At 63.1% G+C, this 23,805-nt stretch carries 21 protein-coding genes; 5 read left to right on the forward strand and 16 right to left on the reverse strand.

Translation table 11 applies throughout. The features are described 5' to 3' along the window. Positions 1-44: 44 nt before the first annotated feature. A complete protein-coding gene (blaOXA, locus tag AC6H0W_RS01290; RefSeq protein ID WP_497576176.1) occupies positions 45-857 on the reverse strand; it encodes a class D beta-lactamase in 813 nt (270 codons plus the stop codon). 151 nt (positions 858-1,008) lie between these two features. On the opposite strand from blaOXA, the gene AC6H0W_RS01295 reads away from it, so the two are divergent. From AC6H0W_RS01295 to AC6H0W_RS01305, 3 genes are all read left to right on the forward strand, one after another. Then, positions 1,009-2,154 (forward strand): formyltransferase family protein, encoded by a 1,146-nt coding sequence (locus AC6H0W_RS01295; RefSeq protein ID WP_497575299.1) that lies wholly within the window; start codon positions 1,009-1,011, stop codon positions 2,152-2,154. A gap of 205 nt (positions 2,155-2,359) precedes the next feature. After that, a complete protein-coding gene (locus AC6H0W_RS01300) occupies positions 2,360-3,505 on the forward strand; it encodes a WD40/YVTN/BNR-like repeat-containing protein (RefSeq protein WP_497575300.1) in 1,146 nt (381 codons plus the stop codon). After that, the gene (locus AC6H0W_RS01305) at positions 3,502-3,759 is read left to right on the forward strand and encodes a MoaD/ThiS family protein (protein WP_497575301.1); all 258 of its coding nucleotides are present in this window, start codon (positions 3,502-3,504) and stop codon (positions 3,757-3,759) included. The genes AC6H0W_RS01300 and AC6H0W_RS01305 overlap by 4 nt, the downstream gene beginning before the upstream one ends. A gap of 10 nt (positions 3,760-3,769) precedes the next feature. Here the strand turns inward: AC6H0W_RS01305 and AC6H0W_RS01310 are convergent, their stop codons facing one another. The 4 genes from AC6H0W_RS01310 to AC6H0W_RS01325 all read right to left on the reverse strand — a co-directional run bounded on the left by AC6H0W_RS01310 (position 3,770) and on the right by AC6H0W_RS01325 (position 6,059). After that, the gene (locus tag AC6H0W_RS01310; RefSeq protein WP_497575302.1) at positions 3,770-4,276 is read right to left on the reverse strand and encodes a hypothetical protein; all 507 of its coding nucleotides are present in this window, start codon (positions 4,274-4,276) and stop codon (positions 3,770-3,772) included. A gap of 142 nt (positions 4,277-4,418) precedes the next feature. Then, positions 4,419-4,916 carry a DUF2059 domain-containing protein gene (locus tag AC6H0W_RS01315; RefSeq protein ID WP_497575303.1) on the reverse strand — a complete coding sequence of 166 codons (498 nt, stop codon included), beginning with the start codon at positions 4,914-4,916 and terminating at the stop codon, positions 4,419-4,421. Positions 4,917-5,193: 277 nt separating this feature from the next. Continuing rightward, the gene (locus tag AC6H0W_RS01320; RefSeq protein ID WP_497575304.1) at positions 5,194-5,769 is read right to left on the reverse strand and encodes an MOSC domain-containing protein; all 576 of its coding nucleotides are present in this window, start codon (positions 5,767-5,769) and stop codon (positions 5,194-5,196) included. Further along, complete coding sequence (locus AC6H0W_RS01325) at positions 5,766-6,059, reverse strand: hypothetical protein (RefSeq protein WP_497575305.1); 294 nt, start codon at positions 6,057-6,059, stop codon at positions 5,766-5,768. The genes AC6H0W_RS01320 and AC6H0W_RS01325 overlap by 4 nt, the downstream gene beginning before the upstream one ends. A gap of 134 nt (positions 6,060-6,193) precedes the next feature. Between AC6H0W_RS01325 and AC6H0W_RS01330 the strand changes: the two genes are divergently transcribed. Both AC6H0W_RS01330 and AC6H0W_RS01335 read left to right on the forward strand, forming a co-directional pair. Then, on the forward strand, positions 6,194-7,288 hold the full coding sequence (locus AC6H0W_RS01330) for an META domain-containing protein (protein ID WP_497575306.1): 1,095 nt from the start codon (positions 6,194-6,196) through the stop codon (positions 7,286-7,288). A gap of 40 nt (positions 7,289-7,328) precedes the next feature. Beyond that, the gene (locus AC6H0W_RS01335; protein ID WP_497575307.1) at positions 7,329-8,333 is read left to right on the forward strand and encodes an NAD(P)/FAD-dependent oxidoreductase; all 1,005 of its coding nucleotides are present in this window, start codon (positions 7,329-7,331) and stop codon (positions 8,331-8,333) included. Positions 8,334-8,337: 4 nt separating this feature from the next. On the opposite strand, the gene AC6H0W_RS01340 is transcribed toward AC6H0W_RS01335, so the two are convergent. From AC6H0W_RS01340 to AC6H0W_RS01390, 11 genes are all read right to left on the reverse strand, one after another. Then, positions 8,338-9,417 (reverse strand): hypothetical protein, encoded by a 1,080-nt coding sequence (locus AC6H0W_RS01340; protein ID WP_497575308.1) that lies wholly within the window; start codon positions 9,415-9,417, stop codon positions 8,338-8,340. A 245-nt stretch (positions 9,418-9,662) separates the two neighbouring features. Further along, positions 9,663-11,126 carry a glutamate synthase subunit beta gene (locus AC6H0W_RS01345; protein ID WP_497575309.1) on the reverse strand — a complete coding sequence of 488 codons (1,464 nt, stop codon included), beginning with the start codon at positions 11,124-11,126 and terminating at the stop codon, positions 9,663-9,665. Between the two features lie 3 nt (positions 11,127-11,129). Continuing rightward, positions 11,130-15,800, reverse strand: coding sequence for a glutamate synthase large subunit (gltB, locus tag AC6H0W_RS01350; protein WP_497575310.1), 4,671 nt, complete (start codon positions 15,798-15,800; stop codon positions 11,130-11,132). Between the two features lie 268 nt (positions 15,801-16,068). Continuing rightward, positions 16,069-17,193 carry a deoxyguanosinetriphosphate triphosphohydrolase gene (locus AC6H0W_RS01355; RefSeq protein WP_497575311.1) on the reverse strand — a complete coding sequence of 375 codons (1,125 nt, stop codon included), beginning with the start codon at positions 17,191-17,193 and terminating at the stop codon, positions 16,069-16,071. Continuing rightward, positions 17,190-18,272: a 3-dehydroquinate synthase gene (aroB, locus tag AC6H0W_RS01360; RefSeq protein ID WP_497575312.1), complete on the reverse strand. Its 1,083-nt coding sequence runs from the start codon at positions 18,270-18,272 to the stop codon at positions 17,190-17,192. The genes AC6H0W_RS01355 and aroB overlap by 4 nt, the downstream gene beginning before the upstream one ends. Next, a complete protein-coding gene (locus tag AC6H0W_RS01365; protein WP_497576177.1) occupies positions 18,244-18,798 on the reverse strand; it encodes a shikimate kinase in 555 nt (184 codons plus the stop codon). Before AC6H0W_RS01365 ends, aroB begins: the two co-directional genes overlap by 29 nt. A 44-nt stretch (positions 18,799-18,842) precedes the next feature. Continuing rightward, positions 18,843-20,972, reverse strand: a complete 2,130-nt coding sequence (locus AC6H0W_RS01370; RefSeq protein WP_497575313.1) for a type IV pilus secretin PilQ — start codon at positions 20,970-20,972, stop codon at positions 18,843-18,845. 10 nt (positions 20,973-20,982) lie between these two features. Further along, positions 20,983-21,489: a pilus assembly protein PilP gene (locus AC6H0W_RS01375; RefSeq protein ID WP_497575314.1), complete on the reverse strand. Its 507-nt coding sequence runs from the start codon at positions 21,487-21,489 to the stop codon at positions 20,983-20,985. 5 nt (positions 21,490-21,494) lie between these two features. Next, positions 21,495-22,145, reverse strand: a complete 651-nt coding sequence (locus tag AC6H0W_RS01380; protein ID WP_497575315.1) for a type IV pilus inner membrane component PilO — start codon at positions 22,143-22,145, stop codon at positions 21,495-21,497. A 2-nt stretch (positions 22,146-22,147) separates the two neighbouring features. Next, the gene (locus tag AC6H0W_RS01385) at positions 22,148-22,720 is read right to left on the reverse strand and encodes a PilN domain-containing protein (protein WP_497575316.1); all 573 of its coding nucleotides are present in this window, start codon (positions 22,718-22,720) and stop codon (positions 22,148-22,150) included. Further along, entirely contained in the window at positions 22,717-23,793 is a 1,077-nt protein-coding gene (locus tag AC6H0W_RS01390; RefSeq protein WP_497575317.1) for a pilus assembly protein PilM, read from the reverse strand. The genes AC6H0W_RS01385 and AC6H0W_RS01390 overlap by 4 nt, the downstream gene beginning before the upstream one ends. Between the last annotated feature and the right edge of the window lie 12 nt (positions 23,794-23,805).

Below are 23,805 nucleotides of genomic sequence, written 5' to 3' on the forward strand. Positions count from 1 at the left end.
AGCGTGTTGCATCACCGACGCCTCACCGCTTGGGCTGATGTGCGTCACGGCGCGACGGCCTGGGCCGACACCGACGGCAACATGCCGAGTTGTTGCAAGGCAGCCCGCCCGATCTCGATGCGTTTGGGTGCATCCGCGATGGACTGCATGTCCATGTTGAGGGCAAAGGCATAGACGTCATCGTGCTTGCGGATCCAGCCCACCCACCAGCCAATGCCGACACCGCCGGGGTCGCTCCAGCCGGTCTTGCCGTACAACGCCCAGCCCGGACCTTGCTCGATGCGCGCGATTTCCCGCACGCTGCGTTGCGCGGCGGGCGAGACGGGCAATTGCCCTTTCGCCAGACGCGCAAGAAACCGCGTCTGCTCCAGTGCGCTGATCTGCAGCGGGCCATCCAGCCAGAAGCGATCGATCACCGAGCCGATCTCGGCATTGCCGTATTCCAGCCGGGCCACCTCGTTGCGCATGGCTTCCAGCCCGATGCGGCGCGCCAGTTCCTGATACACCGGAACACTCGACACCGGAAAGCCTTCGCGCAGGCTCAGGTCTTTCTCCCACGCGGGAAAGCGCTGCGGTTTGCCGCCGTAGGGCAGCACTTCATCGACATCGCGCACGGCACCGCGCGTGAGCCCGATCAGCGCATTGGCGATCTTGAAGGTGGAGGCCGGCACGTAACGGACTTTGGCGCGCGCCTCGTCATGCCCGATCAGCCTATCCGCCTTGACTTCGTAGGCCACAAAGGTGCCCCGCACACCGGCATCGGAGAACAAGGCAGCGATGCCCGTGTGTTCCTCCCACTGGGCAGCAGCCGCCCCGCACGACCATGCCGCCAGACACGCCAGAAACCACTTTTGCACCATATGCTTCTCCGCAAAAACCGCGACGAACTCACCGCCCGAACGCGGTAACATCGGCCCACTCGATTCGGCGCCATTTTCACATGCGCGCCCATCGCAGCGGAACCTTCTGCACCACGCTGCGGCATCCAAAGGCAAAGAGGAGAAACTCATGAAGTGCACCGTGATCGGCTCGCGTTATTTCGGCGCCGCCGTGCTGGCCAACCTGCTCGAAGACGGCATGCAAGTCGTGCGCGTGGTGGCCCCGGCCACCGATGATCGGCTTGCCATCGCGGCCACCGAGGCCGGCATTCCGCTGTCGATCCTGGCCAGCCCGCGCACCGTGCCGGGCAGCGATCTGCACGAAGACTGCGATGTGATCATCGCGGCCCACACCCACGCCTTCGTCACCAAGGAAGCACTGGCGCGCGCACGCATCGGCGCCTTCGGCTATCACCCGTCGCTGCTGCCGCGTCACCGCGGCATCGCCGCCGTGGAATGGACGCTGCTCGAAGGCGACCCGATCGCCGGCGGCTCGATCTACCACCTGGACGACGGCTGGGACGCCGGCGCCATCGCCGCGCAGGACTGGTGCTTCGTGCAAAAAGGCGAAGGCCCGCGCGAACTGTGGGAGCGCGCCCTCGCCCCGCTCGGCCTCAAGCTCATCCGCCAGGTCGTCCAGCACGCGGCCGAACACGGCACGCTGCCCGCCATGCCGCAGGACGAGCGCTTTGCCACGCGTGCGCCGATGATCAAGCGCACCGTCAAACTGGTGGAGCAGGATCACCCGCTCACCACCTCGCTGGTGGTCACCGTGGTGGGCCCGGACAAGCCCGGCATCGTGCGCAAGATCTCCGACTGCGCGCAGTCGGTGGCGGTGAACTGGGCGGACAGCCACATGACCAACGTCGCCGGTCAATTCGCCGGCATCGTGCACCTGCAGGTCGCACCGGAAGACGCCGACGCTGTCACTGAAACATTGAAGAAGCTCGAAGCCGACGGCCTGCGCGTAACCATCGCGCGCAGCGACGCGCGCCCCGTGCCGGCCGGCCGCCGTGCCGTGAAGCTCGAACTCGCCGGCCCCGACCGCCCCGGCATCGTGCGCCGTCTGTCCACCGTGCTGGCCGAACGCGGCATCAGCATCGAGAACCTCGACACCGAGATCGTCGGAGAAGGCAGCGACCCGCACGTCTTCAAGGTGCACGCCTTGCTGGTGGTGCCGCAAAGCCTGCCGGACGCCACGCTGCGCGAATTGCTCGACAGCCTCGGCAACGAACTGACGCTGGACATCGCGCTGGATACAGCCGAAATCGCCTGACGCACGAGCGAATCTGGCATCTTGAAGGGGGCGGCAACGCCCCCTTCGCACGTGCGTACCCCGGAAAATCTTCGTTGGGTGGGTAAGGTGCAGCCACTGGACTACGCTGAACCAAACGGCTGCGCTGTCGAAATCTGCCGTGCCTGTTCGACTAGCGAGCACAGACGGGTCATTCCGGCCCGCCCTGAACAAAAAGGGGCGCAGCGTGACGACAAGCCAAGGCAACACCCTCGTGCTGGTGGCCACCCGCAAGGGGGCCTGGATCTTTCATGGCGACCGCGAACGGCGCCACTGGCGCGCCGACGAGCCGCACTTTCTCGGCCACATCATCAATCATCTGGTGCTCGATCCGCGCGACGGCCGCACGCTGCTGGCCGCCGCCAGCACCGGCCACCTCGGCCCGACCATCTTCCGTTCAACCGATCTGGGCGCCACGTGGACCGAGGCAAAGCGCCCACCCGCCTTTGCCCTTGCCAACGACGGCAGCGGACGTGCGGTGAGCCAGACCTTCTGGCTCACGCCCTGTCATGCCAACGAGCCCGGCGCCTGGTATGCCGGCACCTCGCCGCAGGGGCTGTTCCGCTCGGAAGACGGCGGCGACACCTGGGCGCCGTTTTCGGTCATCAACGAGAGCCGGGACTACCGGCGCTGGATGGGCACGGTGCAGGACGGCACACCGGACGGGCCCAAGCTGCATTCGATTCTCGTCGATCCGCGCGACCCGCAGCACCTGTACTTCGCCATGTCAGGCGGCGGCGTGCACGAATCCACCGACGGTGGAAAGAGCTTTGCCCCGCTGCTCGACGGCCTGGATGTGGTCGAGGGTTTCGACCCCGCCGACCCCACGTTTCACGACCCGCACTGCCTGCGCATGTGTCCAAGCAACCCGGATCGCATCTATCAGCAGAACCACTGTGGCATCTACCGGCTCGACCGCCCGGCGTCGCGGTGGCAGCGCATCGGACGCAACATGCCGGCCGATGTGGGCGACATCGGCTTTCCGATGGTAGTGCACCCGCGTGGTGCCGACACCGCCTGGGTCTTTCCGATGGACGGCCGCGACGTATGGCCGCGTACCAGCCCGGCGGGGCAGCCGGCGGTGTATGCCACACGTGACGCCGGTGCCAGCTGGCAACGCTGCGACAGCGGCCTGCCGACCGGGCAGGCATGGTGGACGGTGAAGCGGCAAGCCATGTGTGCCGACACGCACGACAGCGTCGGACTGTATTTCGGCACCACCGGCGGGCAATTGTGGATGAGCCGCAATGAAGGCGCCGAGTGGCAGTGCATCACGCGCGACCTGCCGGAAATCTACGCGCTGGAAGCGGCCGAAGTGGATACGCGCGAATGAACGTGCTGATTCCGACGCCGTTGCAGTCCTACACCGGTGCGGCCAAGGTGGAAGCCGACGGGGTAACGTTGAACGCGCTGCTCGACGACCTCGAGCGTCGCTACCCGGGGATCCGCTTCCGCGTGGTGAACGAGCAGATGCGCACGCGGCCGCACATGCGCATCTTCGTGAATGGCGTATCGGAATTCGATCTGCAGCGTGCCCTGGGCGACAACGACGAAGTCGTCATCGTGCAGGCCTTGAGTGGCGGCTAGCCGCCGTGCCTCAGCCGACCAGGGGCGCGAGCGTGTCGCGGAAGCGCTGGGCGCGCTCCCGGCCGACCGCACTTTCCAGCATCGAAGCCAGCTTCTGACACTCTTCGATGAACTGTTCGCGGTCTTTCACGCGCTCGACACGCTCGCAGAACATGTCGCCATCGGGTCCGAGAAAATCGACCAGCATCTGCACCGCCGCACGCTTGGCACTTGCAAGGTCTGCCACCGACTGCCCCGCAGGCGACACGGCAGGCTCGCTGTGCAGGGTGGCAGGTGCCGCTGCGGCGCTGGACGGCGCAGCATCCCCCAAGGCGGCAATCAGACCACCCGAGGCCAGGCTTTCAAGGTATCCGCGCGCCTCATCCGGCGCCGGATGAAACGCCAGCAAATCCCCCACCGAGCGCCGCCCATCCACCATGATCAACATGGCGCGCAGCCTTGCCGATACGTTGCGGGCGCGCGTCGCGATCTCTTCCTGACCGAGCGCGGTCTTGGCATAAACGGTTGTCGCATCCACAGGCTCTCCCCCCTTTGCACCGCTTTTTTTGGCCCATGCTGCGCCAAGCTGGTGCATGCGGCAAGTTGTGGATTTTGCTAGGGGGCGCCGCGAGTGCGGCAAATGCACGCCCAGAGCCGAACATCGCCGGCTCGCATGGCATTCAACGCAGCGGGTAGCCCTCTCGCGCCAGCCTGTCACTGACGCGTCGTTGCACCTCGGGAGCCACGGACTTGCCCCATTGCTGACCGGCGGCCAGGCTCTCATTCATCAGCTGCGGCATGACGCGAACGGCCTTCTGACCAATTTCCGTGCCGTAGAAGCGCAGCAATTCCTTGATCTCGGCCGCACTGAAATTGCGGTGGTACACCGGAACCATCAACGTCGCCATGCCCGGCAGCCTCTCGGCCATCACCGCATTGACCTCCTCCACCAGCGTGTCGAGCACATGCTGCGGGATGTCCGGCCGAGCCTGGCGCAAGACCTTGGTCATCTCCACGATGATGGCACCGCCCATCTGCTGGCCGATCGCCATCGCCCCTGATACGTGCAGAAGTCGCTCGATGTCGGCGCGCTTCTGTGCGCTCAGCTCCTCGGCATGACTGCCCGCACTGAACAACAGGCACGCGGAAAACAACGCAGCGGATAGGCCCTTGCGCATCTACATCCTCTCGATCGATAACGGGCGCCGGATGCGCCCAACAGGCTTTCCCGACACCGGACGGTGCTCAGGGTGAAGGCGCGTGCGGCAGCAACGACAACGTAGGCCACGCGCGGCCGCAATCTTAACCGTTCCGGGTAAGCGCGCATACGGTGGACCGCGTTCGATCTGAGGCAAAAGGCACCGACGATGACGGCGCCAGCGTGAATCTTCCCGCTCCAGCTGTGAGCCCGCATAGGCCCATGAGCGCTTTGCTCGACCCCGTTGAAACCCGCGCTCAGAAAAGCGATTGCTGCGCCACCGGCGCCTGCACGACACAGCGCACTTCGTCCCCCACGCGGATTCGCCCACCCTGCAGCACTCGGGCATTCACCCCGCCATGCCCGCGCATGGCGTTGAAACCTCCGGGGCCAAGCGTCTCTTCCATGCGCGAACAAGGGTCGCAGGTACCGGTGATCTCGAGCACCGTCTCGCCCAACTGCAGCACCAGCGGCCGATCTTTGAACAGGCTGCGGGCAGCGAGCAGATTGAGCCCTGAGATGACGAGATTGCGGCGCAGCTCACTCGCCTGCACCGATTCGCGCCCGGCGAGTGCGGCGATCACTGGCAGGTGCTCGGCCTGAATCAGCGATACCTGCCGCTTGCTGCCCCCCGGCCGGCTCGGCGCGGCAAAGGAGGCGCGGTCACCATCCAGGCCACGTTCAGCCAGCGCCAGCGCTTCGGTCACCGATTGCACTGGCGCCATGCGTGCCGGCCGCAGCAGGATGGCTTCGACGCGACCGGCCCGCGGGAAGCGGCAGGCCAGGTTGCGCATGGAAGGCTCATCCAGGTCGATATCCTCGCTGGTGCTCATGCTGCGCCGCCCTCGGAATCATCGTCAGACACCTTCGGATTACGCGCCTCGCGACGCTGCACGAAGAAGCGATACACGCCGATTCCCAGAAAGCCGACCGTGAACACCCAGCCCAGGAAATGCGTGGTGCGCGCCAGGGCTTCGAGTTCGGGCTTGCCGACAAGCAGCATCGGAATGAGCCACACGAGCAGCACGAAGCCGGCCAATGCGAGCTTGGCGGAGAACGTCCAGTCGGAGCGCAGCGCGATCTCGTGAATGCGTTCGTTACGTTTGAAGCGCGGTCGTATCATCGGCGTACAGGAGAATGACTATCGGAGCGACGAGGCCGCATCTTACCGCCGGGGGTCACCCAGTCAAAGGCGAGGCGGGCACGCGTCATGATTCGACACTCGACAATGCGGCTTCGCGCCGCGGGGAGCCAAGAATGCAGAACATCTTGCGAGGGCTGCTGGCAGCATCGACGGCGTGCTTCATCTACTCGGCGCAGGCTGATCAACGCGTGGTCGGCTCGTATGTGGGGATCTTGCCATGCGCAGACTGCCCGGGCATCGAAATGCGTCTCGACCTGTTCGAAGACGGTGTCTTCTACGAGCGCAGCGCCTATCAAGAGCGCGATGCACGTTTTGACAGCATCGGCCGCTGGACACTGCACGACAACGTGCTCGAGCTGCGCTACCAACCAGACCAGCGCCGCATGCTGCGCCCTGACGACGGCTGGCTGACCCTGCTCGACACCGAAGGCCGGCCGATCGAATCAACGCTCAACTACACGCTGTACCGCTCGTCTCGACTCAGCCCCATCGAGCCCGTCACCACGCTCGAAGGCCACTTCACCTACTTTGCCGACAGCGCCACCCTCGAGGACTGCGCCACCGGCCGGCGCATGCCGGTGGCCATGGAGGGTGACTACCTGCGTCTCGAAAAGGCTGCCACGCCGTCCGGCTCGACCCTGGATCGGCCTCTTCCGGTGACCGTGAAGGCGCGCATCGTCGATCGCGTCAACATGGAAGGGCCAGCCCGTCCGACCGTGATCGTTGAACGCGTCACGCAATCCGGCAGCCCGGTGAGCTGCAAACCAGCCAGCGCGACCGCCGAGACCACGCCGCATGCGGACCATGGCGTTGCTGCGCGTGATGCTACAAACCCCGGCACCGTCCAGGCGCCGCCTTCACCGACGCTCGCCGACACGCACTGGCGCCTCGAGCGCTTGGGCGACGCTGTAGTAACGGCTCGGAGTGACGAGCGTGCGCCGTTCATCACCTTCACCCCCGGCGAGGCCAGCCGCATCAGCGGTTCCACCGGCTGCAACCGCCTCACCGGCAGCGTCGAGCTGGCTGGCGACTCGATGGCATTGCGCAGGATCGCCACCACCAGAATGGCCTGCCTCGACGACCAGGGCGTTGAACAGCGATTCCTGTCAGCACTTGAACGCGTATGCAACTGGCGCATCGACGCCAGCCGTCTCGAACTGCATGATGCACAAGGTGTTCTGGTAGCGCGCTTCAAAGCCGTACCCTGACCGCTCGCTCACGCCGACTCATACTCAGGAGAATCAAGCCATGAACCCTGCCCAGAAGCCGCTCGCGATCATCGGCGCAGGCATCGCGGGACTGTCTTGCGCGGCGCGCTTGCTTGCGGCCGGCCATGCCGTCGAGTTGCTCGACCAAGGGCCCGCACCGGGCGGACGCGTAGCGACCCAGGTGCTGCATGACTGGCAGTGCGATCACGGCGCGCAGTACTTCACCGCGCGAGACCCGGCATTTCTCACCGCCGTGCAGGAATGGCGTGGCGCTGGCGTGGTGGCCGAGTGGCATCCTCGCTTGATTGCCGTGGAGGCAGAAGGTGCTGCTCAGATCGCTCAGGATGCGCTGCGGCTGGTCGGCACGCCCCGCATGTCCGCCTTGAGCGACTATCTTGCCGCCGGCCTGCCGGTGCGTTACGAGACCTGCGTGACTGCGCTGGGTCGCGAAGACGACCACTGGATCTTTGACACAGAAGACGGCGTGCTCGATCAATCGTATTCCGGCGTAATCCTCACGCTTCCCGCACCGCGAGCGTGCGCACTGCTGGTGGAGGCCTCACCGGGCCTCGCAGACCTTGCCGCGCAAACCCCGATGCGTGGCACATGGGCGCTGATGGCGCGCTATTTCGAGGACCCCGAACTGAACTTCGATGCCGCTTTCGTCAATCACGGGGCACTGAGTTGGGTCGCACGCGATTCGTCCAAACCCGGCCGGCCGCCGGGCCACGTGTGGCTCGCCCACGCCCCGGCCGCAGACGACATCGGGGGCGAATCGGAGGAAGAGATGCGCGAAGTGGCGGAAGCCATGATCGAAGAATTCAGCCAACTCGGTGCGCCGCGCCCGGATGAATATACCCTGCACCGTTGGTGCCATGCGGGCAGCCTGGAGCCGGCCAATATCGGCTCGGTGTGGGACCCGGATGACCGCATCGGGCTGGCCGGGGACTGGTTGATGGGCGGGCGTGTGGAAGGTGCCTGGCTGAGCGGCAGACAACTGGCCGACGCCATCATCGCCTCACACCCTGTCGAGCCGCCCTACTGAGCACTCACGACTGGAATTCGACGCCATAACGTGACTTGAGCATGTCCCGCAGGTACTGCAGCACGTCCGGCGACACGGAATCCATCGAGCTTCGGATACGGCGCAACTCGTCTCCATGCAAGACCGGATACTGACCAAGCGCTTCACGCGCGGCCAGATGAAAAGAGGCGTCGTGCACCATCGCGTTCAGGGCGGCCCGAATCTCTGTGCGTGTCTTCGCCGCCAGGGCATTGTGCATCCACAGCGTTGCGCGGGCATCCTGCACCAACGGCACGACCACCTTGAAGGCCTCCCACGAAGGGCCCGATGGCGGGCGGCCGTGCAGGCGCTGATACAGCTCCGGCGCGGTGATGAGGCCCGGCACAGCCGGATCGCGTATCGACTGCCCTCGCTCGTCGATGAATCCGATGGCATACAAGGGGATCACGCGGCGCAGACGCACCAGCGGCTCGAAGCGTGAAAGATAAACCGGCGTGGCCTGGGTGTTGATGCTCAACTCACCACGCTCGAACGCAGCCAGCGTCTCGCCCCGCCCACCGAACCCCGACACGGGGCTGTAATCGAGCCCGAGCATGTCGAGAGCCACCAGCGATTCGAGCTGCCCCACCGGGTCATTGATACCCTTGGTCAGCCGCCCCTTGAATTTCCCGATTTCATGCGGCGCGCCTACGCCCATCTGCGTGGGGATCACGGTCACGTGTCCCATCGGCGAGGCGAGCACCGGCTCCAATTCGGCCTGCTTCATCTGCAGCCCCCGCAGGCCGAGCACGGCCCGCAGGTTCAGATGACCTGAAGCGGCAAGCAGAACCACCTCGCCTTTCCGCGCTCGTTCGACGAATGCATTCGCGCCGAGACTGCCCCCCGCCCCTGGCAGGTTCTCCACCAGCACATCGGGCTTGCCTGGCAGATGCCGTCCAAGATGCGCCGCTACCAGACGCGCGAAGATGTCCGTGCCGCCTTCCGGCGAAAACGGAACGACGATGCGTACGGGCGTGATCTGAGCATTGCTGGCCGAAACCGGCAGTGCGAGGCCTGCACCGAACAGTGCAAGAGCGGTGCACAACAATCGTCGGACGGCACGCATGCAGTCGTCTCCAGCAGTCGCTTCGTGCCTGCATTTATCCACGCATTCGGCATTCATGCAACCGTAGCACCAAAAACAAAACGGACCCTTCCGGGTCCGTTTTCAGACAGCATCTGCCGCTCGACAGGGCAACAGGCTTATACGCCTTGCACGTTCGCTGACAACCGCTCAGCCCCACGACCGTCACACAAGCGCAGGCCATGGCCCGCGCTCCAGACACTCCCCGCCCTTGGGCGATTCGCCGTTCAGCGAGGCAGTACGCTTTCACCCATCAGGAATTCGTCGACGGCACGGGCAGCCTGACGACCTTCGCGAATCGCCCACACCACCAGACTCTGACCACGGCGTACGTCACCCGCAGCGAACACCTTGTCGACGTTGGTCGCATAGCAGCCTTCACCGTCGGTGGTCGCGCTGGCATTGCCACGCTTGTCCTTGGTGACGCCGAAGGCATCTAGCAGACCGCCGACCGGATGGACGAAGCCCATCGCGAACAGCACGAGGTCAGCCTTGAGCTCGAACTCCGAACCCGGCACTTCGACCATGCGACCGTCCTTGAACTCGATACGGCAGGCGCGCAGGCCGGTGACCTTGCCGTCCTTGCCGATGAACTCCTTGGTGGCAACAGCGAAATCACGCTCGCAGCCTTCCTCATGCGAGGACGAGGTGCGCAACTTGACCGGCCAGTACGGCCAGGTCAGCTCACGGTCTTCCTGCTCGGGCGGCATCGGCATCAGTTCGAATTGCGTCACCGAAGCAGCGCCGTGGCGGTTGGAGGTGCCGACACAGTCCGAACCGGTATCGCCGCCGCCGATGACCACAACGTGTTTGCCCTTCGCGGAGATCGGGTTGGCCGGGCCACCACCGACTTCCTTGTTCTGCGGCACGAGGAATTCCATCGCGAAATGCACGCCAGAGAGCTCACGCCCCGGCACCGGCAGATCACGCGGCACTTCCGAGCCACCGGCGAGAATCACGGCGTCGAAATCCTTCTTGAGCTGATCGCCGCTGATGACTTCGGTGGCATCGTTGTTGATGCCGGCCGGCACGGCCTTGTCGCCCACGATGACGCCGGTGCGGAAAGTCACGCCCTCGGCTTCCATCTGCTCGACACGACGGTCGATCAGATGCTTTTCCATCTTGAAGTCGGGAATGCCGTAGCGCAGCAGACCACCCACGGCATTGCTCTTTTCGAACACGGTCACGTCATGACCTGCACGCGCGAGCTGCTGCGCAGCGGCCATGCCGGCCGGGCCGGAGCCGACCACGGCAACTTTCTTGCCGGTCTTGACGCTCGGCGGCAACGGCTTGACCCAGCCCTCTTCCCACGCCTTGTCGATGATGGCGTGCTCGATGGACTTGATGCCCACCGCGTCGTCGTTGATGTGCAGCGTGCACGCGGCTTCGCACGGAGCCGGGCAGATGCGGCCGGTGAACTCCGGGAAGTTGTTGGTCGAGTGCAGCACGGCAATGGCTTCACGCCACTGATTGCGGAACACCAGATCATTCCAGTCGGGAATGATGTTGTTCACGGGACAGCCGTTGTTGCAGAACGGAATGCCGCAGTCCATGCAGCGCGCACCCTGAATCGCCGCTTCTTTGTCATCCAGACGCAAAACGAACTCGCGATAGTTCTTCAGGCGCTCCGGCACCGGCGCATAGGCCTCGGACAGACGCTCGTACTCAAGAAATCCGGTTGGCTTGCCCATTTGTTATGCGGCCTCCAGTTGCTTCTGACGCTCGGCGATTTCGCCCAGCGCACGACGATATTCATTCGGCATGACCTTGACGAACTTCGTCCGGTAATCATCCCAGCTGTCGAGAATCTGCTTCGCACGCGGGCTGTCGGTGAAACGCAGATGGCGCTCGATGAGGCCCTTGAGGATCAGCTCGTCACCCATGCTCAGGTGATCGATCTCGACCCGGCCGTGCGATTCGAGTTCATCGCCGGATTCGGAGCCCTTGCGCGCTTCGATCTCTTCGGGCAACGGCTCGAGTGCCACCTGTGCCATGTTGCAACGCGTCTCGAAATCGCCCATCTCGTCCAGCACGTAGGCGACACCGCCCGACATGCCCGCGGCGAAGTTGCGGCCCGTGGCGCCCAGCACAACGATGGTGCCGCCGGTCATGTATTCGCAGCCGTGGTCACCCACGCCCTCGACCACTGCCGTGGCGCCGGAGTTACGCACCGCGAAACGCTCGCCGCCCACGCCGGCGAAATACACCTCGCCTTCAGTAGCGCCGTACAGCACGGTGTTGCCGACGATGATGTTCTCGGCCGTCGTGCCGCGGAACTCACCCACCGGGCGCACGATGATGCGACCACCCGACAGGCCCTTGCCAACGTAGTCGTTGCCTTCGCCGTTGAGCTCGAAGGTCACGCCACGCGTGAGGAAGGCGCCGAAACTCTGGCCGGCCGTGCCGGTGAGCTTGACGTGAATGGTGTCGGTCGGCAGACCTTCGTGGCCGTACTTCTCGGCCACGCGGCCGGACAGCATGGCGCCGACGGTGCGGTTCACGTTCTTCACCGGCAGATCAATGTTCACACGCTCGCCACGCTCGAGCGCCGGCTTTGCCAGCTCGATGAGTTTGTTGTCGAGCGCCTTCTCGAGGCCGTGATCCTGCTTTTCGGTGTGCAGCACAGCCACGCCATCGGCCACCGCGGGGCGGTAGAAGATGCGGCTGTAATCCAGACCACGCGCTTTCCAGTGCGACAAGCCCGGCTTCATGTCGAGCAGATCGGCACGGCCGATGAGGTCGTCGAACTTGCGCACGCCAAGCTGCGCCATGATCTCGCGCACTTCCTGGGCCACGAAGAAGAAGTAGTTCACCACGTGCTCGGGCTGGCCGGAGAACTTCTGGCGCAGCACCGGATCCTGCGTGGCCACGCCCACCGGGCAGGTGTTGAGGTGGCACTTGCGCATCATGATGCAGCCCTCGACCACCAGCGGAGCGGTCGAGAAACCGAATTCGTCGGCACCCAGCAGCGCGCCGATGACGACGTCTCGGCCGGTCTTCATCTGGCCGTCGACCTGCAGACGGATGCGGCTGCGCAAGCCGTTGAGCACCAGCGTCTGCTGCGTTTCGGCCAAGCCCAGTTCCCACGGCGAACCGGCGTGCTTGATCGACGACAGCGGCGATGCGCCCGTGCCCCCATCGTGGCCGGCGATGACGATGTGGTCGGCCTTGGCCTTGGCAACACCGGCGGCAATCGTGCCGACACCGATCTCGGACACCAGCTTCACCGACACGTCGGCCTTAGAGTTGGCGTTCTTCAGATCATGGATGAGCTGCGCCAGATCTTCGATCGAGTAGATGTCATGGTGCGGCGGGGGCGAAATCAGGCCCACGCCCGGCACCGAATGACGCAGCGCGCCGATGTATTCGGACACCTTGTGACCCGGCAACTGGCCGCCTTCGCCCGGCTTGGCGCCCTGCGCCATCTTGATCTGGATCTGATCAGCATTCACCAGATACTCGGTGGTGACGCCGAAGCGGCCTGAAGCGACCTGCTTGATCGACGAACGCAGGCTGTCACCGGCTGCAAGCGGAATGTCACGCTCGACGCGCGACTCACCGATCACCTTGGCGAGGCTGGTGGCCTGCGTGATGGGCTTGAAGCGCGCCACGTCTTCGCCGCCTTCACCGGTGTTCGACTTGCCGCCGATACGGTTCATGGCGATGGCGAGGGTGGAATGCGCCTCGGTCGAGATCGAGCCGAGCGACATCGCACCGGTGGCGAAGCGCTTGACGATTTCCTTGGCCGGTTCGATCTCGTCGAGCGGGATGGGCTGCGCACAACCACGCAGCTCAAACAGACCGCGCAGCGTCATGTGACGCTGGCTCTGGTCGTTGATGATCGCCGCGTATTCCTTGTACGTCTCGTACTTGTCGGTGCGCGTGGCGTGCTGCAGCTTGGCAATGGCGTCGGGCGTCCACATGTGCTCTTCGCCGCGGATACGGAAAGCGTATTCGCCGCCGGCATCGAGCATATTGGCGAGCACCGGATCATTGCTGAAGGCCTTGCGATGCAGGCGGATGGTCTCTTCCATCACCTCGAACACACCGATGCCTTCGACCTGGCTGGTGGTGCCGGTGAAGTACTTGTCGATGAAGCTCTGCTTGAGACCGATGGCTTCGAAAATCTGCGCGCCGGTGTAGGACATGTAGGTCGAGATGCCCATCTTGGACATGACCTTCATCAGCCCCTTGCCGATGGCCTTCACGAAATGGGCGATCGCCTTGTCGCCGGCTTCGCCTTCGCCGAAGAGCTGCTGCAACGTCTCCATGGCGAGGTACGGGTGCACCGCCTCGGCGCCGTACCCCGCGAGTACGGCGAAGTGATGCACTTCGCGCGCGGTGCCGGTTTCGACGATCAGGCCGGCGCGCGTGCGCAGACCCTTGGTGACCAGATGCTGATGGATCGCCGACAGCGCCAGCAACGCCGGAATGGCGACGTTATCGCGATCAACGCGGCGGTCCGACACGATCAGGATATTGCAGCCGCGCTGCACGGCATCTTCGGCTTCGAAGCACAGCGAGGCCAGACGCGCCTCGACGCCTTCGTTGCCCCACTCGACCGGGTAGCAGATGTCGAGCTCGAACGAGCGGAACTTGTTGTGCGTATAGCGCGAGATGTTGCGGATCTTGGCCATCGCGTCGAAGTCGAGCACGGGCTGGCTGACTTCAAGACGGAACGGGGGGTTGATCTCGTTGATCTCGAGCAGGTTCGGCTTGGGACCTACGAAGGACACCAGCGACATCACCAGTTGCTCGCGGATCGGGTCGATCGGCGGGTTGGTGACCTGCGCGAAGAGCTGCCGGAAGTAGTTGTACAGCGGCTTCTCTCTGGACGACAGCACCGCCAGCGGCGAGTCGTTGCCCATCGAGCCGCTGCCCTCTTCACCAGCCTTGCCCATCGGCTCGAGGATGAACTTGATGTCTTCCTGGGTGTAGCCGAAGACCTGCTGACGGTCGAGCAACTCGACCTTGCTGCTCGGCGGCTGCACGCCCTCCGGCAGGGTCAGACCGTCGAGCTTGATGTTGATGCGCGACAGCCAGTCGCCATACGGCCGAGCATTGGCGAGCGATTCTTTCAACTCGTTGTCGTCGATGATGCGGCCTTGTTCCATATCGATCAGGAACATCTTGCCCGGCTGCAGACGCCATTTCTTGACGATCTTGCTCTCGGGAATCGGCAGCACGCCGGATTCGGAGGCCATCACGACGAGGTCGTCATCGGTGACCAGATAGCGTGCCGGACGCAAGCCGTTACGGTCGAGCGTGGCGCCGATCTGGCGACCATCGGTGAAAGCCACCGCAGCCGGGCCGTCCCACGGCTCCATCATGGCGGCGTGGTATTCGTAGAAGTTGCGGCGCTTCTCTTCCATGTGCGTGTGCGACTCCCAAGCTTCGGGAATCATCATCATCATGGCCTGGGCAAGCGAATAGCCGCTCATCACGAGCAGTTCGAGCGCGTTGTCGAAGGCGGCAGAGTCGGACTGGCCGGGGTAGATCAGCGGCCAGATCTTGTCGAGATCGGCGCCGAGCAGCGGCGAGGAGACGCCCTTCTCACGCGCGCGCATCCAGTTGTAGTTGCCACGCAGCGTGTTGATCTCGCCGTTGTGCGCGATGTAGCGGAACGGGTGGGCGAGGCTCCACTGCGGGAAGGTGTTGGTCGAAAAACGCTGGTGCACCAGCGCCAGCGCCGACACGGCGCGCGGATCAACGAGGTCGGTGTAGTACTGACCGACTTGATCGGCCAACAGCAGACCTTTGTAGTTCACAGTCGTAGCCGACATCGACACGAAATAGAACTCTTTGCCGTGCTGCAGGCTGAGGTTGCGAATGGCGTTGGCGGCGCGGCGACGCGCGATGTAAAGCTTGCGCTCCAGCGCTTCCGGCACCATCACGTCGTCACCACGGCCGACGAAGATCTGGCGGATCATCGGCTCTTGCGCACGCACGGTCGGCGACATCGGCATTTCGGGATCGGTCGGCACATCGCGCCAGCCCAGCACGACCTGGCCTTCGGCGCGCACGGCGCGCTCGATCTCGCCCTCACAGGCCAGACGCGAAGCACGCTCTTTCGGCAGGAACACCATGCCCACACCGTACTCGCCCGAAATGGGCAGGGTCACGCCCTGCTTCGCCATCTCTTCGCGATACAGCTGGTCGGGAATCTGGATCAGGATGCCGGCACCGTCACCCTGCAGGGGGTCTGCGCCCACCGCACCGCGGTGGTCGAGATTCTTGAGGATCTCAAGGCCTTGCAACACGATCTCGTGAGTTCGCTTGCCCTTGATGTGAGCGACAAAGCCGACGCCGCAAGCGTCGTGCTCGTTGGCGGGATCGTACAGGCCCTGCTTGTGGGGGACATCCATCACGTGAATCCTTTAAACGACTAGGTCACCGGCTTTGCCGGGATCAAACGGGCGGCGCGCTGCTCATGCTTCGCCGCACTCAGCACCGCGTTCACGGGGCGCATAAAAACGGCCAGTGTTCTGGCGCCCGGCCTGAGACGACCTGAAGCGCGGACACGGGCCGGAATGGTACTTTAGCGGGTTGGAGACTATACCCCTATCGCCCCCCTGATTCAAGGGCCGGGTTAGCTCTGCAGGCGTCTTGGGCAGACGCCTAATCCATTACGAATCAATGGATTTCGCCGACCGCGAAGAGGCGTCTATGCTCGCGGATGGCGTAGCGGTCGGTCATGCCGGCGATGTAGTCGGCGATGGCGCGGGGCTTGTCCTCGCGCGCACGCTGCTGATACTGCGGTGGCAGCAGACGCGGGTCGGACATGAAGGCGGAGAAGAGGTCGTTGATGATGCGGCGCGCCTTGTCGGTCATGCGCAGCACCTGATAGTGCCAATACAGATTCTCGCGCAGGAAGCGTTTGAGCTCCTGCAGGGTGGCAGCCATTTCGGACGAATAGGCCACCATCCGGCCCGCTTGGCGCACATCTTCCAGGCTTTGCACGCCGGCTGCCGCGATGTTGGCGCGCGTGGTTGCAATCAGATCGATGACCGTATCGTTGATCATGCGCCGAATGGTCTCGTGGATCAGCTTGCGTCCGGTGAGCCCCGGCCAGGCAGCCTCGACCACGCGGCGGCGCTCGGCGAACAAGGCAATGCTCTCGAGCTGCTCCAGCGTGATCAGCCCGGAACGCAGGCCGTCATCGACGTCATGGTTGTTGTAGGCCACTTCATCGGCAAGATTTGTGAGCTGCGCTTCGAGCGAAGGCTGCGTGCCCTCCAGAAACCGCCTGCCGACATCGCCCAGCCGCTCGGCATTCGGGCGCGAGCAATGCTTGAGGATGCCCTCGCGGGTTTCAAACGTGAGGTTCAGGCCGGCGAACGCCGCGTAATGCTCTTCAAGCTCATCGACCGTGCGCAGCGACTGCAGGTTGTGCTCGAAACCGCCGTAGGGCTTCATGCACTCGTTCAGCGCGTCCTGGCCAGCGTGGCCAAACGGCGTATGGCCGAGGTCATGCGCCAGCGCGATGGCTTCGGCAAGATCTTCGTTCAGCGACAGTGCACGCGCGATGTTGCGCGTGATCTGAGCGACTTCAATGCTGTGCGTGAGCCGCGTGCGAAACAGGTCGCCCTCGTGATTGACGAACACCTGCGTCTTGTACTCGAGCCGGCGAAACGCCGTGGAGTGGATGATGCGGTCGCGATCACGCTGAAATTCGTTGCGCTCCGACGGCCCCGGCTCGGCATGACGCCGCCCCGCCGAATTCGTCTCGCAGACGGCCCAGGCTGCCAGCACACTCATGCGCAGCAACTCTCGATGGCCGCCGTGATTTCGGCTATCGGCGCATCGCCGCGAATCACGGCCTTGCCGATGCGTTCCATGAGAATCAAGCGCAGCTTGCCTTCTTCGACCTTCTTGTCATTGGCCATCAAGTCGAGATAGCGCGACACCGGCATGTCCGGCCCCTGCACCGGCAACCTGGCACGCTCGAACAAGCCCACGATGCGCGGGATTTCGGCCGCCGGCAGCATGCCCAGACGCTGCGAAAGCGTAGCGGCCATCACGGTTCCGGCCGCCACACCCTCACCATGCAACCACTCGCCGTAGCCGAGACCGGTCTCGATGGCATGCCCGAAGGTATGACCGAGGTTCAGCAAGGCCCGCTCGCCCTGCTCGGTTTCGTCAGCCGCGACCACTTCTGCCTTGTTCATGCACGACCGCTCAATGGCATGCGCCAATGCCTCGGGCTCACGTGCGAGCAAGCGCTCGATGTTGGCCTCGAGCCACTCGAAAAATTCGGGGTCGCGAATGAGGCCGTACTTGATGATCTCGGCCAGACCGGCCGACAATTCACGATCGGCCAGCGTGTTCAGGCTGTCGATGTCTGCCAGCACCAGACGCGGCTGGTAGAAGGCCCCGATCATGTTCTTGCCAAGGGGATGATTGATCGCCGTCTTGCCGCCCACGGACGAATCGACCTGCGCCAGCAAGGTGGTCGGAATCTGGATGAAGGGCATGCCGCGTTGGTAGGTTGCCGCGGCAAAGCCACCCATGTCACCGACCACCCCACCACCCAAGGCGATAAGGGTGGTCGAGCGCTCGCAGCGGGCGTTGAGCAAGGCGTCGAACACGAGGTTGAGCGTGGCCCAGTCCTTGTGCGCTTCGCCGTCCGGCAGGACGACCTGCTCGACTCGTACGCCGGCACCTTCGAGCGTTGCGCGCAAACGAGCCAGATACAGCGGCGCCACGACATCGTTGGTCACGACGAACGCGCGTTTGGTCTTCAGGTGCGGGGTGATCAAATCGGCCTGATCGAGCAGCCCGCGACCGATGTGTATGGGGTAGGCCCGGTTACCCAGGGCGACATTGAGAGTGCGCATTTTTCTGCTTGAAGAGTTCGATCGCGGCCTCGAGCTGCCGCACCATTCCCGCCGGGCTGCCGCGATTGCCATCGATGACGATGTCTGCAACCTCGCGGTAAAGCGGGTCGCGCTCACGGTAGAGGGTTTCGATGCGTTCGCGCGGGTTAGGCACCTGCAGCAGCGGCCTGCTACGGTCGTGCCGCGTACGTTCCCACAACACCCGAGGCGGAACATTCAGGTAAACAACGATACCACGCCGCTGCAGCGCCAATCGGTTCTCGGCCGCCAGCACCACACCGCCACCAGTGCCAAGCACTGTCCCGCCGCGCTCAAGCAGCTCTTCAATCAACTGGCTTTCGCGGCGCCGGAATCCGGCCTCCCCCTCGATCTCGAAGACCGTTGCGATCTTCACGCCAGTGCGCGCCTCAAGCTCATGATCGCAATCAATGAACTCAAGGCCGTGCCGCTTCGCGTAATCGCGCCCGACCGTACTTTTACCCGCCCCCATCATCCCGATCAGGACGACAGGCTCCTCATATGCAATCACTCAGTCATTCCGCGCTGAACCGGATTTCGTCTTATACCTGATCAACGCAAGGTGAGCGACTCTGTCACGATGCGCGGAGTAATGAACACCAAGAGTTCGGTGCGATTGGAAACTCGCGCCGTGTTGCGGAAAAGCGCTCCAACCACGGGGATTTCCCCAAGGAGAGGCACACGGTTGATGCTTGTCGTCTCTTCCTCTTCGTAGATGCCACCAATCACCACTGTGCCACCGTTGTCCACCAACACCTCCGTCTGAACATTCTGGGTCAGGATCGGCGGAACGTTATTTACTGCATTGGCGAAGTCAGGGCGGTCCTTGTTCACCATCACACTCAGTTGAACACGGCCATCAGGTGTGATTTGAGGCGTCACCCGCAGGCTCAATACGGCTTTTTTGAAGGACACATTGGTGGCACCAGAACTGGTGGACTCTTGGTACGGAACTTCCGTACCTTGTTCAATCACCGCTTCCTTCTGATTGCCCGTCAAAACGCGCGGGCTGGAGATCACCCTGCCCCGTGAATCCGTCTCAAGCGCAGAAAGCTCAAGGTTCAGGAATCTAGTTGCAGAGGAGTTGAACAGCGCCATATTCAAGACCGAAAAGTTAGCCACAGGACTAGTTCCCCCAGTGGAGCCACCCTCTCCAGTCAGTTGACCGTTTTGCCACTGCCCTGGGCGCAGACCGCCCCTGCCTCTAATATCGTCACGGGTGCGGGTGCGAGTATCCCCAAAACTCATGCGCACCCCTAAGTCCCGCGTGAACCCTTTGTTCGCCTCAACGATCCTAGCCTCAATCAATACTTGGCGCGGCGGAACATCGATCTCCTGAATCAACCGGCGCAGCGCATCCAATCGGGACGGCACGTCCGTAACAAACACCTTGTTGCTACGAGCATCGACCACAACACTGCCGCGCTTGGAAAGGACGGTTTGATCCTTGCTCTTCAGGAAGTCAAAAATCTCCTGGCCGCTGTGATAATTGATCTGGAAGCTTTCCGTCACCAGAGGCTCCAGGTCGCCACGCTGAGCAAGCACTTCCAGTTGCTGACGCTCCCGCGCTGCCAGTTCGGTAGTCGGCGCGATCCAGATCACGTTACCGTTCCGACGTTTATCAAGGCCCTTGGCCTGCAAAATAATGTCGAGAGCTTGGTCCCAAGGCACGTCGTTCAAACGCAGCGTGAGATTGCCCGACACGGAGTCACTGGTCACGATATTGAAATCGGTGAAGTCGGCGATGACCTGCAATACCGAGCGAATCTCGACATCCTGGAAGTTCAGCGACAGTTTCTCACCTGCGAACTGCTCTCGCCCGCCGCCTTGTACCAGTCGATTCGGATCTTCGACGAGCCTGCGTACCTCGAGCACGAATTGGTTGTCGGTCTGATACGCACTGTGCTCCCAGAGGCCATTCGGCGTGACCACGATACGCGCGGTGTCACCCTGCATCTGTGCCTGCATCCGAGTAATCGGCGTGCCAAAATCCGTCACGTCGGAGCGACGTTGAAGATGCTCCGGCAAGGAGGTACGTGCGAATTCGACGATGAGGTTGCTGCCTTGCTGAACCACGTTGATGCCGGTATCCGGGCTGGACAACTGCACCACCACGCGACCTTCGCCATTCTCACCACGGCGGAAGACAACGTCGTGGACGCTCTTTCCCGCATATTGACCCTTCGAGGTCGCGGTGAAGTTCGCCAATGCCTGCTGAGGAGCGTCGCCGCTTGATGCGGTCGTGTTCGACGAAGGGGCGACCGCAATCACCAGATCCCCGTTCTCAAGCCGCGCTTCGTACTCGGGGAGTCGCGAAACGTTCAGCACCATGCGCGTACGCGAACCCGACTCGACAATATTGACACTGCGGACATCGCCACGGTTGATCACTTGCTGCACACGCCCCAAGCCGTTACGGGTTTCCGGAAAGTCGAACGCAAGGCGAGCAGGGTTGGAAATACTGAAGCTCTGAGGCAGTTCTGTCAGCGGCTCGGCAAAACTCAACCGCAACAGCAAGGTGCCGCCCAACTCCCCCACCTGAAAATCGCGGATCTGATTTCCGGCAGGCTGGGCAGCCGAGGCAGCAGGAGCCGTTTGCGCATAGGCACCGGACTGGAACAGCAGCGGCAGCACCATTACGCCCACTGCCCCGAACAGCGCCATCATGTTTTCGCGTTTCATCGTATTGCTCCTAGCGCTCTTGCAGCAGCAGACGGCTGGTTCGCTCGACCCAGTCGCCGTTCATGTCTTCAACGATTTCGGTAAGTGTCACCTCGGAATCGGTGACCTTCGTGATCATGCCGTGATCCTGGCCGATGTAATTGCCGACGGCCACTTGATGCACACGTCCCGACACGCCGATCAAGGCGTGCGAGCGATTGTTCTGGATCAAGGCACCGACCATGTGCAGCGACTCGAGCGGATACGCCTCAAGCGGCTCGCGCGGACGCGACATGTCCGGACCATCGCCGGAGCGCGCCTTCAGTTCCAGGCGAATGCGCGAGGCGCTGAAAGGCTCGACGGCATTGCCTTGGTCATAATTCACCACAGGGAATGGCTTGATCTCGGGCAGGGGCTTGATACGCCCCACCATCGTGGCGGCTTCGTTCGTCATCCACATCCGCAGATCGTCGCCCTCTTCGGCGCAGCCGCTGAGCATCAGGCCCAGCATCACAACAGGCAGCAGTGTTTTCTTCATCTTGATCACCGCCTCGGCTTCTGTTGCGCGCGCTTCGCGGCAAGCTCGTTATCGTCGAGATAGCGATAGGTCGTTGCCCGTGCCTTGAAGCTCAGGCTTCCATCTCGACCGCGTTCGAGGTTCATGTCACTCAAGGTGACAATACGCGGCATGCGGGCAACATCCGCGACGAACTCGCCGAGATCGTGGTATGAACCGATGATGTTCACGTTGATCGGCAGCTCCGCGTGGAAGTCGCGCACGACCTCGGTGCCCGGGCGGAACAACTCGAACAGCAGGCCACGCCCGAGGCCAGCCTGGTTGATGTCGGCGAGCAACTGGTCCATTTCCGCCTTGTTCGGCAACTGACGCAGCAAGGCACTGAACTGACGATCGGTCTCTTCAAGCTGACGCCGGTACGCCGCAAGGTTTACAGCCTGACGCTTCTTCTGCTGCCACTCGGTACGCAGCTGCTGCTCCTGCGCTCGTCGCTGCTCGAGAGCCAGCGCCTGATCTTTCCAGTCGAACCACCAGATTGCTGCAACCGTGGCCACCAACAACGCCACGAACACGGTGACGCGCGGCACCGTGGGCCACACGCCGGGGTCATTCGGATCGAGGCCCTTGAAATCGTCCAGAAAGCGATTCAGGTCCAGCTTCTTTGCGCCGAATGCCATGATCAATTCGCTCCCGCGGTCGTTTCAGCCACGGGCGGCTGAACCAGGCCAACACTCAGCGTGAACTCGCTGAGCCTGCGCCCCTCGCTATTGACCGACTTCACTTCGATCAGCACCGGGTCCGCCAAGGTAGGGGATTCGGCCAGACTGCGCATCAGATGCGACACACGAGCGTTCGACTGCGCGTGCCCGTTGATGGTGATCCGGTTACCGACCTGCCGCAGGGAGCGCAGATACACGCCGTCGGGAATGCGCGCAACCAGGTCATTGAACATGTACACCGGCTGCACGCGATTACCCTGCAGCGTCTCGATGACTTGCTTACGGGCAATCAGCGCGTCGATCTGCGCCCGTAGGCCGGCAATTTCCTTGATTTCGGCATCCAGACTGCGAATCTCGGCCTGCAGCAGGCTATTGCGCGACTCCTGGTGCTCGATCTTGCCGGCCATGTACATGTGGCCGGCAAAGCCGATGCCCGCACCGAGCGCAACCATCAGCGCGGATACCGTATAGAACTGGCGCCGCCTTTCCCGTCGGATCAGTTCGCGATACGGAAGCAGGTTGATGCGAATCATGACGCGACCCTCCGCAGGGCAAGGCCACAGGCGACCATCAACGCGGGGGCATCCGTCGCCAGACCCTTGGCTCGGACCTTCGAGGACACGGACATGCCGGCGAGGGGATTGGCGACGGTCGTCGGCACCTGTGTGCGTCCGCTCACGACATCGGCCAGATTGGGCATGATGGCGCAACCACCCGCAAGCACGATGTGGTCCACTTCGTTGAACTGCGTTGAAGTGAAGAAGAACTGCAATGCACGGGACACCTCCAGCGCAACCGAGTCCATGAAAGGCCTCCGCAGATCACGCTCGCACTCGGGCGGCAACTCACCGGAGCGTTTCGCCGCCTCTGCCTCTTCCGGCGTCATGCCGAACTGGCGGGCAATGTCTTGCGTCAAGCGCGCGCCGCCGATGGCCTGCTCGCGTGAGTAGATCTGGACGCCGTCACGCATGACTGACATCTGCAAGCTGTTGGCGCCGATATCGGCGAGGGCGATCGTGCGCCCTTTCATGCCGCCGGGCAGTTGCGAACCGACGAGACTGAACGCAGCCTCGACCGCCAGCGACTCAATGTCCATGATGACCGCCTTGAGCCCGGCCGACTCGGCGACCGCCACACGGTCTTCGACCTTCTCCTTGCGGGATGCCGCAACAAAGACCTCAATGTCGTCCGGGCTCGCAGGGGACGGGCCAAGCACCTGGAAGTCGAGATTGACCTCGTCAAGCGGAAATGGAATGTACTGATTGGCCTCGGACTCCACGTGAAACTCCATTTCGTGCTCACGCAGGCCTTGGGGCAGATAGATTTTCTTGGTGATGACCGACGCGGCGGGAAGCGCCATGGCCACGTTGCGCGTGGCCGCCCCCATGCGTCTGAAGCCTCGCTGCACGGCGTCCGCCACACCATCGAGGTCTATGATATTGCCGTCCTGAACGGCATCTTTTGGCAGGAGCTCCACCGCGTAACCTTCTACGCGATATCCGGATGAAGCATCACCGGATATCTCGATCATCTTTATCGATGACGAGGAAATATCCAGACCGGCAAGTTGTTGCGCCCGCGAACTGAACAGATTGATCTGTTTCACCAAGAAATCCTT

The sequence above is a fragment of the Pseudazoarcus sp. NS20 genome (genome assembly GCF_059703745.1).